Source organism: Pseudomonas sp. G11, assembly GCF_029457515.1.
In the GTDB taxonomy this organism is placed as follows: Bacteria; Pseudomonadota; Gammaproteobacteria; order Pseudomonadales; family Pseudomonadaceae; genus Aquipseudomonas; species Aquipseudomonas gorinensis.
The window spans coordinates 7433397-7446952 of record NZ_CP120377.1; the positions used below are offsets into that span (position 1 = coordinate 7433397).

Below are 13556 nucleotides of genomic sequence, written 5' to 3' on the forward strand. Positions count from 1 at the left end.
TCCTAGCCTTTAACGCATAAAAACAAGAGTGCCCCTCTATGCCCGTACCCGATTTGTTTCGCGACGGCCTGGCCCGTGGCTGGAAAACCCACAACGGCGCCGCCCTGGACAACGACCTGACCCTGGACGCCGACGTCGCAATCATCGGCAGCGGTGCCGGTGGCGGCACCACCGCTGAGATCCTCAGCGCCGCCGGCTACAAAGTGCTGCTGATCGAAGAAGGCCCGCTCAAGACCAGCAGCGATTTCAAGCTGCTCGAAGATGAGGCTTACGCCAGCCTGTACCAAGAGGGCATCGGTCGCATGAGTAAGGATGGCGCCATTACCATCCTGCAAGGCCGGGCAGTGGGCGGCACGACGTTGATCAACTGGACCTCGAGTTTTCGCACCCCGGACGCCACCCTCGCCCACTGGGCCAGCGAATACGCGGTCAGGGGCCACAGCAGTGCCGAGATGGCGCCGTGGTTCGAAAAGATGGAGCAGCGCCTGGGCATCGCACCCTGGGCCATGCCGCCCAACGCCAATAACGATGTGATCCGCAAAGGTTGCGAGAAGCTCGGCTACAGCTGGCATGTGATCCCGCGCAACGTGCGCGGCTGTTTCAACCTGGGGTATTGCGGCATGGGCTGCCCGGTCAATGCCAAGCAGTCGATGCTGGTGACCACCATTCCCTCCACCCTGGAGAAAGGTGGTGAACTGCTCTACCTGGCCCGCGCCGAGCGCCTGAGATACAGCGGCGATACGATCAGCAGCCTGGAATGCGTGGCCATGGACGAACGCTGCGTGGCCCCCACCGGGCGCAAGATCACGGTCAAGGCCAAGCATTACGTACTCGCGGGTGGCGGCATCAATAGTCCGGCACTGCTGATGCGCTCGAACGCCCCTGACCCGCATTCACGGCTGGGCAAGCGTACGTTTTTGCACTTGGTGAATTTCTCTGCGGGGCTGTTCGATGAGGTGATCAACCCCTTCTACGGTGCGCCACAGTCGATCTATTCCGACCACTTCCAATGGCAGGACGGCACCACCGGCAAAATGTCCTACAAACTGGAAGCACCGCCGCTGCACCCGGCGCTGGCCAGCACCCTGCTCGGCGGCTACGGCACCCAGAACGCCCTGGACATGAGCCAATTGCCCCACACTCACGCCATGCTCGCCTTGCTGCGCGACGGTTTCCATCCCGATAGCCCCGGTGGCAGCGTGGAATTGCGCGGTGACGGTACGCCGGTGCTCGACTATCAGGTGTCGGACTACGCCTGGGACGGCCTGCGCCGCGCCTTCCACAGCATGGCCGAGATCCAGTTCGCGGCAGGTGCCAAGTCGGTCAAGCCGCTGCATCACGATGCGCAGTATGTGAAGACCCTGGCCGAAGCCCGTAGCCTGATCGACGGCCTTAACCTGGAATTGCACCGCACCTGCCTGGGCAGCGCCCATGTGATGGGCGGTTGCGCCATGGGCGAAGACCCGAAAAATGCCGTGGCCGACAGCCTCGGTCGCCATCACCAGTTGCGCAATCTGTCGATCCACGATGGCTCGCTGTTCCCCACCAGCATTGGCGCCAACCCGCAGTTGTCGGTGTATGGATTGACCGCGCAACTGGCGTCGGCATTGGCCGAACGTCTGAAAACAGCATGAAAAAAGCCGGTATTCGGGGTGTCTATAGTGCTTTCTTCTGCATAAGTTGACTTGGCCGACCGGGATGGCTGCGATACCATCCGGTTCCCCAACGGACTCCGCCAGGACGACGCGATGAACCGAGTGTTGTACCCAGGTACCTTCGACCCGATTACCAAAGGCCATGGCGATCTGGTCGAACGTGCCTCACGCTTGTTCGACCACGTGATCATCGCGGTCGCGGCCAGCCCCAAGAAAAACCCGCTGTTTCCCCTGGAACAGCGCGTGGAGCTGGCGCGTGAGGTCACCAAGCACCTGCCTAACGTTGAAGTGGTGGGCTTCTCGACGTTGCTGGCGCACTTCGCCAAGGAGCAGAACGCCAATGTGTTCCTGCGCGGCTTGCGTGCGGTGTCGGACTTCGAATACGAATTCCAGCTGGCCAACATGAATCGCCAACTGGCGCCGGACGTGGAAAGCCTGTTCCTCACGCCGTCGGAACGTTATTCGTTCATTTCCTCGACGCTGGTCCGTGAAATCGCCGCATTGGGCGGGGATATCACCAAGTTCGTCCACCCGGCCGTGGCGGATGCACTGACGCTGCGCTTCAAGAAGTAATGCTCTTATTGGCAAGCCGGGTTTGACTGTGGCGAGCGGGCTTGCCCCGCGTTGGGCTGCGCAGCGGCCCTAAAACCAGGCGACCAGATTCTGCCTGAAACTACGCAGTGCCTTTATTGGGGCCGCTACGCAGCCCAACGCGGGGCAAGCCCGCTCGCCACAGCAACAAGTAGTCCTCTACACGACATGCCGGACGGCCACAGGTCATGTGCACTCGCACTGCGGGCGCCAATGCGGCACAATTGCGCGCATTCGTTTTCAGATGCCTTGGCTGACAGCCCTGGCAGGAGTTTCCATGTCCCTGATCATCACCGACGATTGCATCAACTGCGACGTCTGCGAACCTGAGTGCCCGAACGCTGCGATTTCACAAGGCGAAGAGATCTATGTGATCGACCCCAACCTGTGCACCCAGTGCGTCGGCCACTACGACGAACCCCAGTGCCAGCAGGTGTGCCCGGTGGATTGCATTCCGCTGGATGAGGCACACCCCGAGACTGAAGCGCAGTTGATGGAGAAGTACCGGAAGATTACCGGTAAGGCTTGAGCTTCTTTAGTGCCTGTAAGGACCTCATCGGGGGCAAGCCCCCTCCCACACTTTGATTTGTGAATACCCTCAAAATGTGGGAGGGGGCTTGCCCCCGATAGCGATATCAGCCTTTACACCGCAATCAACTCTGGCACTTGGGGCAAAACACACTCGCCCGTTGCCCCAGCACCACGTTGCGCAATTCGCTCCCACAGACCTTGCATGCCTCGCCACCCCGGCCGTAGACGAACAATTCCTGCTGGAAATACCCCGGCTGCCCGTCACCGCCGATAAAGTCGCGCAACGTGGTGCCGCCACGCTCGATCGCCGCCGCCAGAATGCGCTTGATCTCGATCGCCAGCTTCAAATAACGCCCGCGTGAAATGCCGCCGGCGGCGCGACGCGGATCAATCCCCGCCGCAAACAACGCCTCAGTCGCATAGATATTGCCCACGCCGACCACCACCGCGTTGTCCATGATGAACGGTTTCACCGCCATCGACTTGCCGCGAGACAGTTGAAACAAACGCTCACCGTCGAACAGCTCGGTCAACGGCTCCGGCCCCAGGCGCAGCAGCAGTTCGTGGTTATGCGGGTCCTGGCTCCAGAGCATTGCGCCGAAACGCCGAGGGTCGGTGTAACGCAGGGCCAGGCCGGATTCAAGCTCGATGTCCACATGCTCATGCTTGGCCGCCGGCATGCCGACCTCCACCAAGCGCAGGTTACCGGACATGCCCAGGTGGCTGATCAAGGTGCCCACTTCGGCGTTGATCAACAGGTACTTGGCCCGTCGTTCCACCAGCACGATGCGCTGCCCGGACAGGCGCACATCCAGGTCTTCCGGGATCGGCCAGCGCAGGCGCCGCTCGCGCACCACGACGCGGCTGACCCGCTGGCCTTCCAGGTGCGGCGCGATCCCGCGCCGGGTGGTTTCGACTTCAGGTAACTCGGGCATGTGGACCTCTTGAAGGGGGGATCAGTGCGCGCCCAGCTCGCGGATCGACAGCTTCATGCTTTCGAAGTCGTAGTCCGACAGGCCCACGTAGTCCAGCACCAGGTGGCCAATGGCGTTCCACTCATGGTCCTCCGCCTGGTTGCCCAACACGCGGTAGGACGAGCAGATGTGCTCGGCCATTTTCAGGATCGCCAGCAGGTTTTTCAGCTGCGGATTGCGCGACGACTCATCGCTGAAGATCGCCAGGGCATTGTGGTGGTTGGCGATGGCATCGGTCACATGTTCCGGCAGGCGCCAGGACTTGGCCGTGTAGTAGCCGACCACGGCGTGGTTGGTGTTGAACGCATTGTTCTCGGTGTCGACTACCCGGCAATCGGCGCCAGCGTTGGCGTAGGCCTCTTCGAGCACCGCCATGTAGTCGGGGAAGCGCTTGAGCATCAACGGCACGCCGCAGTCGTGGAACAGGCCCAAGGCATAAGCCTCGTCGACTGCCTGGGAACCGGTGCGCTTGGCCAGGGTCAGGCAGGTCATCGCCACATCCTGGGCGGTGTCCCAAAAACGGTTGAGCGTAACGATGGTGTCGTCGCTCATCTCGCCTTTGATCGACAATGCGTTGATCAGGTTGATGATCGAACGGCTCCCCAACAGGTTAACCGCGCGCTGGATCGAAGCGATCTTGTTGCTCAAGCCGTAATACGACGAGTTGACGATCTTCAACAGCGCACCGGAAAGGCCTGGATCCTGGGAAATCAGCCGCGCAATCACTTCCAGGTCCGGATCGGGCATGTACTGCTCCATCTGCAAATCCACCATGATTTGCGGCTGAGGCGGTACGCTGATGCCTTGCAAGGCCTGTTGGATCTGTTCGGCGGAAAGCTCTGGGGACATAAGTGCATACTCTGGGCTAGGCGGAGATTCTAACCCTTATCCACGGCGCGCCGACACCTTCCCGCACATCCGGCAGCCCGGCCATTTCCTACACAACACGGTATACTCCCGCTCTTTTTTCCGGAGCGACGTCATGTCCCTGCCAAGCCTGCGTCTCAAAGCCAACGCCGATCGTCGTTTGCGCAACGGCCACCTGTGGGTCTACAGCAACGAAATCGACGTGGCCGCCACACCTCTTCACGGCTTCCAGGCAGGCGACCAGGCCATCCTGGAAGCGGCCGGCGGCAAGACCCTGGGCATCGTGGCCATGAGCCCGAACAACCTGATCTGCGCACGCCTGCTGTCGCGTGACATCAAGTTGCCCCTGGACAAGTCGCTGCTGGTGCACCGCCTCAACGTCGCCCTGTCCCTGCGCGACCGCCTGTTCGACAAGCCGTTCTACCGCCTGGTCTACGGCGATTCCGACCTGTTGCCAGGCCTGGTGGTCGACCGTTTCGGCGACATCCTGGTGGTACAGATCGCCTCGGCGACCATGGAAGCCCATAAAGAAGACGTGATCGCCGCCTTGACCCAAGTGCTCAAGCCGAGCGGCATCCTGTTCAAGAATGACTCCGCCGCGCGCGATGCCGAAGGCCTCAACCGCTACGTCGAGACCGTATTCGGCCTGGTGCCGGAGTGGGTGGCACTGGAAGAAAACGGCGTGAAATTCGAAGCCCCGGTGATCCAGGGCCAGAAAACCGGCTGGTTCTACGACCACCGCATGAACCGCGCGCGCCTGGCGCCGTATGCCAAAGGCAAACGTGTACTCGACCTGTACAGCTACATCGGTGGCTGGGGCGTGCAAGCGGCAGCCTTCGGCGCCAGTGAAGTATTCTGCGTCGACGCCTCGGCCTTCGCCCTCGACGGCGTCGAGCGCAACGCCGCGCTGAACGGTGTCGCCGAGAAAATGACCTGCATCGAAGGCGACGTCTTCGAAGCCCTGAAGGAACTCAAAGCCAGCGAAGAACGCTTCGACGTGATCGTCGCCGACCCGCCGGCCTTCATCAAACGCAAAAAAGACATGAAAAACGGCGAAGGCGCCTACCGCCGCCTCAACGAGCAAGCCATGCGCCTGCTCAGCAAGGACGGCATCCTGGTCAGCGCCTCGTGCTCGATGCACCTGCCCGAAGACGACCTGCAAAACATCCTGCTGACCAGCGCCCGCCACCTGGACCGTAACATCCAGATGCTCGAACGCGGCGGCCAGGGCCCGGATCACCCGGTGCATCCGGCGATTGTCGAGACGCGCTATATCAAGAGCATTACGTGCCGGTTGTTGCCCAATAGCTAAATACCGAAACCGTCCCCCTGTAGGAGCGAGCTTGCTCGCGAAGACCCCATAGACGACGCGGGCTACCTGATAGCGCTGCGTCATCGTTGACGCTTTTCGCGAGCAAGCTCGCTCCTACAGGGGCGGCGTACACCAATACAGGACGCTTCGCACAATAGATTTGATTGAATTCCATTTTTCGCAGACTAGTATCGGTTTCTGGTTTTACTCCGGAAAACAAAAGCAATGTCTGGGCCCACCCTCTCCCGCTTTATCCTCATCACCTGCATTTCACTGATCAGCTTCTTCCCTATCAACATCCTACTGCCCTCTTTCCCCGCGCTGGCAACCCGGTTTGACACGCCCAGCGCAGACATCGCGCTGTCCATCAGCCTGTTCACCCTGGTCTTTTCCATCTCTCAACTGGTCACCGGTCCGCTTTCGGATAAATGGGGGCGCAAGAACGTGCTGCTCGGCTGCATCACGTTGTCGATTGTCGGAGCAATAGGCTGCGCACTGGCGTCGAATTACCTGACCTTCCTGCTGTTTCGCGCGGTGCAGGCCATGGGCTGTGGATTCTTTGTATTGGGCCATGCACTGGTGGAAGACCTGTTCGACGAACAGGACCGAGTCCGGGTGCGCCTCTATTACATGACCCTGAGCGGCTCGTTTGTCGCCTTGTCACCGCTGATCGGCTCCTGGCTGCAAACCACCTTCGACTGGCAAGGGAGCTTCTATGCGTTCGCACTCATGGCATTGGGCATGTTTCTCCATGCGTTTTGCATCCTGCCTTCCAAGGCTGCCAGCCCTCACAGCGCGCCCGTCTCGATCCCAGGCACGCTCAAGGCGGTCGCGGCCAATCGCGACTTCCTGCGCTACTGGTGGATCGCCGCCCTGGTGTTTGCCTGCTACTTCGCCTTGATCAGCGTGACACCGCTGATTTTCATGGATGCGCTGAAGCTTTCCGAATATCAGTACGCGCTGGTGCTGATGGTGTACGGCGCGGCTTATCTCCTCGGCGGAGTGGCAGCCTCGTACCTGCAAAAACTTATCGCGCTGTCCCGGCAAATCAATATCGGTCTTGGGTTGTTGCTGGTCGCGGGTGTGCTGCTGGCGCTGATTATCATCTTTGAAGCCATTACCACAGTGACCCTGCTCATTCCGATGATGATCAGCGCACTGGCGGTCACCCTGATTCGTCCCGCCGCAATTTCGGCGGCGATGCTGTTGTTTTCAAGCAGCGCGGGCACAGCAGCATCAGCAGGAAATAGCATCATGTTCTTCACCGCCGCCGTCAGCAGCGCAGCGCTTGCGCAAACCGGCAGTCATTTGCTGATGACGATTGCCGTGAGCTTTATCATCTTCAGCCTGTGGGGTTGGCTGACCAATGCGCGGGTCGGACACTGACACTGTCCCCCTGTAGGAGCGAGCTCGCTCGCGAAAAACTCATAGACGACTCGGGCCATCTGATAGCGCTGCGTTATCGTTGACGTTTTTCGCGAGCAAGCTCGCTCCTACAGGGGAGAAGAGGTCACAACCAGATGGCGTCCCATAGCGGGTACTGGCCGATATGCTCGACTAGCCCTGCACGCAAGGGATTGGCCACGATATAGCGGGCCATTGCTTTCAGATCTTCCTCCCGACGCAGTGCGCGGTCGAAGTAACCTTTTTGCCATAGGGTCCCGAACGAACACCTGGCCTGGTTGATGGCACGGGCACTTCGCGACTTGGTTATTCGCATCAGCCTTGGCAAGTCGCCGTTATGCAACTCGACCAGCCAATGGAAATGGTCAGGCATGACCACCCAGGCCAGCGAAGTCGCCTCACCCTTGTCCTGAGCCGCCCTGAATTCACTGACAAGCAACCGACCGACGCGCCAGTCCTGAAAGACCCATTGCCGTTGATGGGTAACCGCAGTGATCAGGTAAATTCGGCCTGACTCCGAATAGCGCCCGGTACGCAGCCGATGTGCATGTTGCTGGGTGGACATTCCTTCGTCCTCTTCTGTGAATGGAGGAGAAACGGTAGGCGTAGCGGCGTCGACTGACCTTTTAAACAGTGGTTCTGAATATGTCCGGTCCCTGTAGGAGCGAGCTCGCTCGCGAAAAACTCATAGACGACTCGGGCCATCTGATAGCGCTGCGTTATCGTTGACGTTTTTCGCGAGCAAGCTCCCTCCTACAGGAAGACGGTGTAGAATCGGCCCTATTCATCGCCAGTCATCCCCCGGCGGGTTTATGAGCTCAAGGCCAATGCGCACGGCGATCCCGTCACGTTTGCGGCAACTTCCGGACATCAGTGCCATTTTTCGGGTGTTCCAGACGTCAATAGAAGCTCACTCCCCTTTGATACCGATTAGCCGCCCGGAGTGCTCCAATGCCTGATTACCGCTCGAAAACATCCACCCACGGTCGCAACATGGCCGGCGCCCGCGCGCTGTGGCGTGCCACTGGGATGAAAGATGACGACTTCAAGAAGCCGATCATCGCGATTGCCAACTCGTTCACCCAGTTCGTACCGGGTCACGTGCACCTCAAGGACCTGGGCCAGCTGGTCGCCCGCGAGATTGAACGCGCTGGCGGCGTGGCCAAGGAATTCAACACCATCGCCGTGGACGACGGCATCGCCATGGGCCATGACGGCATGTTGTACTCGCTGCCGAGCCGCGAGATCATCGCCGATTCCGTCGAGTACATGGTCAACGCCCACTGCGCTGACGCCATCGTCTGCATCTCGAACTGCGACAAGATCACCCCTGGCATGCTGATGGCCGCCCTGCGCCTGAATGTGCCGGTGATCTTCGTCTCCGGCGGCCCGATGGAAGCCGGCAAGACCAAGCTGGCCTCCCACGGCCTCGACCTGGTGGACGCCATGGTCATCGCCGCCGATTCCAGCGCTTCTGACGAGAAGGTCGCGGAATACGAGCGCAGCGCCTGCCCGACCTGCGGTTCGTGCTCCGGCATGTTCACCGCCAACTCGATGAACTGCCTGGTGGAAGCCCTGGGCCTGGCCTTGCCGGGCAACGGTTCGACACTGGCCACCCACAGCGACCGCGAGCAACTGTTCCTGCAGGCCGGCCGCACCATCGTCGAGCTGTGCAAGCGTTACTACGGCGAGAACGATGAGTCGGTATTGCCGCGCAATATCGCCAACTTCAAGGCGTTCGAAAACGCCATGACCCTGGACATCGCCATGGGCGGTTCCACCAACACCATCCTGCACTTGCTGGCCGCGGCCCAGGAAGCCGAGATCGATTTCGACCTGCGCGACATCGACCGCCTGTCCCGTCACGTGCCGCAACTGTGCAAGGTCGCGCCGAACATCCAGAAGTACCACATGGAAGACGTGCACCGCGCCGGCGGGATCTTCTCCATCCTGGGTTCCCTGGCCCGTGGCGGCCTGCTGCACACCGACCTGCCGACCGTACACAGCAAGTCCCTCGCCGAAGGCATCGCCAAGTGGGACATCACCCTCACGGACGACGAAGCCGTGCACACCTTCTTCAAGGCCGGCCCGGCGGGTATCCCGACCCAGACCGCGTTCAGCCAGTCGACCCGCTGGGACACCCTCGACGACGACCGTGAAAACGGCTGCATCCGCAGCGTCGAGCACGCCTACTCGAAAGAGGGCGGCCTGGCTGTGCTGTACGGCAACATCGCCCTGGACGGCTGCGTGGTGAAAACCGCCGGCGTGGATGAGTCGATCCACGTGTTCGAAGGCAACGCCAAGATCTTCGAAAGCCAGGACAGCGCGGTACGCGGCATCCTCGCCGACGAAGTCAAGGAAGGCGACATCGTGATCATCCGCTACGAAGGCCCGAAAGGCGGCCCGGGTATGCAGGAGATGCTCTACCCGACGTCCTACCTGAAATCCAAGGGCCTGGGCAAAGCCTGTGCCCTGCTGACCGACGGCCGCTTCTCCGGCGGCACCTCGGGCCTGTCCATCGGCCACGCTTCGCCAGAAGCCGCTGCTGGCGGCGCGATCGGCCTGGTGCAGGATGGCGACAAGGTGCTGATCGACATTCCGAACCGTTCGATCAACCTGTTGATCAGCGACGAAGAACTGGCTGCGCGCCGGGTCGAGCAGGACAAGAAAGGCTGGAAACCGGTGGAGAAGCGTCCGCGCAAAGTCACCACGGCGCTGAAAGCCTATGCCCTGCTGGCCACCAGTGCCGACAAGGGCGCGGTGCGTAACAAGGCGATGCTCGACGGCCTGTAAGCCTCGCGCATAAAAATGCCCCGCCAAGTGCGGGGCATTTTTTTGCCTGGAACAACTCTTCAAAACACTGAAGATCAACTGTGGGAGGGGGCTTGCCCCCTCCCACATTTTTGACCGCATTCGGCCCGTTACTGGATTTCGTCAGGCTTGACGATCACCCAGTTCTTGTCCGCCGTCACCGGCAACCCTTCCTTGGCCTGCGCTGCCGCGTGCTTGGCGATCATGCCGTTGAGCTGGGTCATGTACTTGTCCTTGCGGTTGACCCACAGATGGATGCCGCCCTTGGCCACGTCCACATCGTGGAACAGCATGTAGCCGTCGCTGGTGGGGGTATCGCCACCGACGATCACCGGTTTTTTCCATTCGTCGATGTAGGTCAGGATTGCGGCGTGTTTGCCGGCCATCCAGGTGGCGGGGGTCCACAGGTACGGGGTCAGTTCCAGGCCGAGGTTGGCTTTCTCGTCATATTTACCGGCGCTGATCTGCTTGCGCGCCGTGGTCAGCTCGCCGGTCTTGCGGTCCTTGAGCAAGGTGGTCACGCCGATGACGTTCTCGGGCTTGACGTTATAGTCGTACTTCGGATCGGCGGCGACCATGCGCACCAGCTCTTCCGAGGCAGCGGTCATCACGTACACCTCGATGCCGTTTTCCATCAGTTTGTTGTACAGCTCGGCCTGGCCGGTGAAGACTTTCGGCGGCTGTACTTCGGAGTTCTTCACCACGTCGCCTTCGAAGTAGCTGACCGGTACCGGCTTGCCGGAGGCCATCAACTCATCGACCTGAACCTTGAGCTCCTTGAGGGTAAAACCTGCAAACACTTGGGCGACCCACGGGTAGCAGACCATGTCGTCCACTTCGCAGAGGCGATAGTAGTAACTGAACAGGCTTTCCTTATGGTCGGCGGTGTCTTTGAACGGGATGAGCTTGAGCGACGGATCGAGCGTGTCGCGGGTGATCAGGCCCTTGTTTTCCATGTAGGGCAGCAGGGACTCTTCGAGGTCGTAGCGATAGCTGGTGTTGTCCATGTCGAACACCGCAAAGTTACCTTTGTTGGCATTGGCGGCGATCATTTCGTCCAGTTGCTTGGCGGCGGGTGCCGGCCAGTGCTTCAACTCGGTGGCGGCGAACGCCTGGCTGGCGAGGCCTAGGCAGAATGCGGCGGATACCAGTAGTTTCGGTACGAGCTTCATAGGCGTTGTCTCCCTGAGTGAAAGACATCGACGCTAACAAATCTCTGTGACAGTTACCGCCCGAGCACGACCGCCTCCATCGCGATTGCGCCAATGGCATGTGCCTGAGCGTCAAACGCTTATTCCAAAAACGACAGACGCCATTCCATATCGGTATTAAATCATTATATTTCAAGCTGTTAGGCTTCCCGGTTCGCAATCGCAGGCTCACGCGATTGGCTGCCTTCTCAACGGAGCTTCAATGAATCTGCCCCTGATTCTCAACTTACTGGTGTTCGTGGCCTTGCTATTGGGCCTGGCACAAACCCGTCGCACCCACTGGAGCCTCGCCAAGAAGGTTCTGTTCGCCCTGGTACTGGGCGTGGCGTTCGGTGTGGCCCTGCACGCCATTTATGGCGCCGGCAACCCGGTGCTCAAGGCCTCCATCGGCTGGTTCGACCTGGTCGGCAATGGTTATGTGCAGTTGCTGCAGATGATCGTGATCCCGCTGGTGTTCGCCTCGATCCTCAGTGCCGTGGCGCGCCTGCATAACGCCGCGTCCCTGGGCAAGATCAGCTTCCTGACCATCGGCACGCTGCTGTTCACCACGGCGATTGCAGCCCTGATCGGCATCGGCCTGACCAACCTGTTCGGCCTCACCGCCGAAGGCCTGGTGGCCGGCACCCAGGAAATGGCGCGCCTGCAAGTCATCCAGAGCGATTACGCGGGCAAGGTCGCCGACCTGAATATCCCGCAGTTGCTGCTCTCATTCGTGCCGGCCAACCCGTTCGCCGACCTGGCGCGGGCCAAGCCGACGTCGATCATCAGTGTGGTGATCTTCGCCGCATTCCTAGGGGTTGCCGCGCTGCAACTGCTCAAGGATGACGTGGAGAAAGGCCAGAAAGTGCTCAACGCCATCGACACCCTGCAAGCCTGGGTGATGCGCCTGGTGCGCCTGGTGATGAAGCTGACGCCCTACGGTGTATTGGCGCTGATGACCAAGGTGGTCGCCAGCTCCAACCTGCAAGACATCATCAAGCTCGGCAGTTTTGTCGTGGTCTCGTACCTGGCCCTGGGGCTGATGTTCGTGGTGCATGGCCTGCTGCTGTCGCTGGCCGGGATCAACCCGCTGCGCTTCTTCCGCAAGGTGTGGCCGGTGCTGACCTTTGCCTTTACCAGCCGCTCCAGCGCGGCGGCGATCCCGCTGAGCATCGAAGCGCAGACCCGTCGCCTGGGGATCCCGCACTCCATCGCCGGTTTCGCCGCCTCGTTCGGCGCCACCATCGGCCAGAACGGCTGCGCCGGCCTGTACCCTGCCATGTTGGCGGTGATGGTCGCGCCGACCGTGGGCATCAACCCGCTGGACCCGCTGTGGATCGCGACCCTGGTGGCCATTGTGACCTTAAGCTCGGCCGGTGTGGCGGGCGTGGGTGGCGGTGCGACATTCGCCGCACTGATCGTATTGCCAGCCATGGGCTTGCCGGTGTCACTGGTGGCGCTGCTGATTTCCGTGGAGCCGCTGATCGACATGGGCCGCACGGCGTTGAACGTGAATGGTTCGATGACAGCGGGGGCGATTACCAGCCAGATCATGCAGCAGACGGATAAAGCGCTGTTGGATGCCGATGAGCATGCCGAATTAGCGCAGGCCTGATAGACCGCCATCGGGGGCAAGCCCCCCACAGTTGATCGAGTTCCAACATGAGAATGCGGTCGAATGTGGGAGGGGGCTTGCCCCCGATGCTTTTAGACTTTTTCCCAGACTTCGAAGGTGTAAGCCGGCTTATCACCTTCGGCTGGGTTCGGCAGATTGGAGACCAACGTCCACTGGTTCGTATCAAACTCCGGAAACCACGCATCCCCATCCGGGCTCAACGCCACCCGCGTCAAATACAGGCGATCCGCCTGCGCCAGCCCCTGCTCATACAGCTGCGCGCCGCCGATCAGCATCAGCTCATCCACGCCCTGCTCCAGCGCCCAGGCCTCAGCCCGCGCCACGGCGGCATCGAGTGACGGAAAAACTTCCGCACCTTCAAGCGCCAGATCGGTCTGACGACTGACCACAATGTTCAAGCGCCCCGGCAGCGGTCGGCCCAGGGAATCCCAGGTCTTGCGCCCCATGATGATCGGCTTGCCCAGGGTGGTGGCCTTGAAATATTTGAAATCCCCCGGCAAATGCCAGGGCATGCTGTTGTCGACGCCGATCACACGGTTTTCACCGAGGGCTGCGATCAGGCTTAAAGGGAGAGTTTTTTTCATG

At 60.6% G+C, this 13556-nt stretch carries 12 protein-coding genes; 7 read left to right on the plus strand and 5 right to left on the minus strand.

Features of this window, described 5'->3' with window-relative positions:
• Positions 1 to 38 precede the first annotated feature (38 nt).
• From P2T68_RS34310 to P2T68_RS34320, 3 genes are all read left to right on the plus strand, one after another.
• Positions 39 to 1634, plus strand: a complete 1596-nt coding sequence (locus P2T68_RS34310; protein ID WP_069077220.1) for a GMC family oxidoreductase — start codon at positions 39 to 41, stop codon at positions 1632 to 1634.
• 114 nt (positions 1635 to 1748) lie between these two features.
• Positions 1749 to 2228 carry a pantetheine-phosphate adenylyltransferase gene (gene coaD / locus P2T68_RS34315; protein ID WP_003176711.1) on the plus strand — a complete coding sequence of 160 codons (480 nt, stop codon included), beginning with the start codon at positions 1749 to 1751 and terminating at the stop codon, positions 2226 to 2228.
• Between the two features lie 295 nt (positions 2229 to 2523).
• A complete protein-coding gene (locus tag P2T68_RS34320) occupies positions 2524 to 2775 on the plus strand; it encodes a YfhL family 4Fe-4S dicluster ferredoxin (RefSeq protein ID WP_010564414.1) in 252 nt (83 codons plus the stop codon).
• A 124-nt stretch (positions 2776 to 2899) separates the two neighbouring features.
• On the opposite strand, the gene mutM is transcribed toward P2T68_RS34320, so the two are convergent.
• Positions 2900 to 3712 carry a bifunctional DNA-formamidopyrimidine glycosylase/DNA-(apurinic or apyrimidinic site) lyase gene (gene mutM / locus P2T68_RS34325; RefSeq protein WP_024077929.1) on the minus strand — a complete coding sequence of 271 codons (813 nt, stop codon included), beginning with the start codon at positions 3710 to 3712 and terminating at the stop codon, positions 2900 to 2902.
• A gap of 21 nt (positions 3713 to 3733) precedes the next feature.
• Entirely contained in the window at positions 3734 to 4600 is an 867-nt protein-coding gene (locus P2T68_RS34330) for an HDOD domain-containing protein (protein ID WP_024077930.1), read from the minus strand.
• 133 nt (positions 4601 to 4733) lie between these two features.
• On the opposite strand from P2T68_RS34330, the gene P2T68_RS34335 reads away from it, so the two are divergent.
• Positions 4734 to 5930 (plus strand): class I SAM-dependent rRNA methyltransferase, encoded by a 1197-nt coding sequence (locus tag P2T68_RS34335; protein ID WP_015886370.1) that lies wholly within the window; start codon positions 4734 to 4736, stop codon positions 5928 to 5930.
• 225 nt (positions 5931 to 6155) lie between these two features.
• The gene (locus tag P2T68_RS34340) at positions 6156 to 7316 is read left to right on the plus strand and encodes an MFS transporter (protein ID WP_024077931.1); all 1161 of its coding nucleotides are present in this window, start codon (positions 6156 to 6158) and stop codon (positions 7314 to 7316) included.
• Positions 7317 to 7440: 124 nt separating this feature from the next.
• Here P2T68_RS34340 and P2T68_RS34345 read toward each other — a convergent pair whose 3' ends face one another.
• Positions 7441 to 7899: a transposase gene (locus P2T68_RS34345; RefSeq protein ID WP_069077223.1), complete on the minus strand. Its 459-nt coding sequence runs from the start codon at positions 7897 to 7899 to the stop codon at positions 7441 to 7443.
• Positions 7900 to 8285: 386 nt separating this feature from the next.
• Here P2T68_RS34345 and ilvD point away from each other — a divergent pair, with 386 nt between their 5' ends.
• Entirely contained in the window at positions 8286 to 10127 is a 1842-nt protein-coding gene (gene ilvD / locus P2T68_RS34350) for a dihydroxy-acid dehydratase (RefSeq protein ID WP_024077932.1), read from the plus strand.
• A 128-nt stretch (positions 10128 to 10255) separates the two neighbouring features.
• Here ilvD and P2T68_RS34355 read toward each other — a convergent pair whose 3' ends face one another.
• Positions 10256 to 11317, minus strand: coding sequence for a haloacid dehalogenase-like hydrolase (locus P2T68_RS34355; protein WP_277378862.1), 1062 nt, complete (start codon positions 11315 to 11317; stop codon positions 10256 to 10258).
• Between the two features lie 241 nt (positions 11318 to 11558).
• Here P2T68_RS34355 and P2T68_RS34360 point away from each other — a divergent pair, with 241 nt between their 5' ends.
• Positions 11559 to 12950 carry an L-cystine transporter gene (locus P2T68_RS34360; RefSeq protein WP_024077934.1) on the plus strand — a complete coding sequence of 464 codons (1392 nt, stop codon included), beginning with the start codon at positions 11559 to 11561 and terminating at the stop codon, positions 12948 to 12950.
• A gap of 92 nt (positions 12951 to 13042) precedes the next feature.
• Here P2T68_RS34360 and P2T68_RS34365 read toward each other — a convergent pair whose 3' ends face one another.
• Positions 13043 to 13555 (minus strand): dihydrofolate reductase, encoded by a 513-nt coding sequence (locus P2T68_RS34365; RefSeq protein WP_150053771.1) that lies wholly within the window; start codon positions 13553 to 13555, stop codon positions 13043 to 13045.
• Position 13556 lies beyond the last annotated feature (1 nt).

Coding starts and splice junctions, on each gene's coding strand:
- ilvD (WP_024077932.1), top strand. CDS start 8,286: ATGCCTGATTACCGCTCGAAAACATCCACCCACGGTCGCAACATGGCC.
- P2T68_RS34310 (WP_069077220.1), top strand. CDS start 39: ATGCCCGTACCCGATTTGTTTCGCGACGGCCTGGCCCGTGGCTGGAAA.
- P2T68_RS34355 (WP_277378862.1), bottom strand. CDS start 11,317: ATGAAGCTCGTACCGAAACTACTGGTATCCGCCGCATTCTGCCTAGGC.
- P2T68_RS34365 (WP_150053771.1), bottom strand. CDS start 13,555: ATGAAAAAAACTCTCCCTTTAAGCCTGATCGCAGCCCTCGGTGAAAAC.
- P2T68_RS34335 (WP_015886370.1), top strand. CDS start 4,734: ATGTCCCTGCCAAGCCTGCGTCTCAAAGCCAACGCCGATCGTCGTTTG.
- P2T68_RS34330 (WP_024077930.1), bottom strand. CDS start 4,600: ATGTCCCCAGAGCTTTCCGCCGAACAGATCCAACAGGCCTTGCAAGGC.
- P2T68_RS34360 (WP_024077934.1), top strand. CDS start 11,559: ATGAATCTGCCCCTGATTCTCAACTTACTGGTGTTCGTGGCCTTGCTA.
- P2T68_RS34320 (WP_010564414.1), top strand. CDS start 2,524: ATGTCCCTGATCATCACCGACGATTGCATCAACTGCGACGTCTGCGAA.
- P2T68_RS34340 (WP_024077931.1), top strand. CDS start 6,156: ATGTCTGGGCCCACCCTCTCCCGCTTTATCCTCATCACCTGCATTTCA.
- mutM (WP_024077929.1), bottom strand. CDS start 3,712: ATGCCCGAGTTACCTGAAGTCGAAACCACCCGGCGCGGGATCGCGCCG.
- P2T68_RS34345 (WP_069077223.1), bottom strand. CDS start 7,899: ATGTCCACCCAGCAACATGCACATCGGCTGCGTACCGGGCGCTATTCG.
- coaD (WP_003176711.1), top strand. CDS start 1,749: ATGAACCGAGTGTTGTACCCAGGTACCTTCGACCCGATTACCAAAGGC.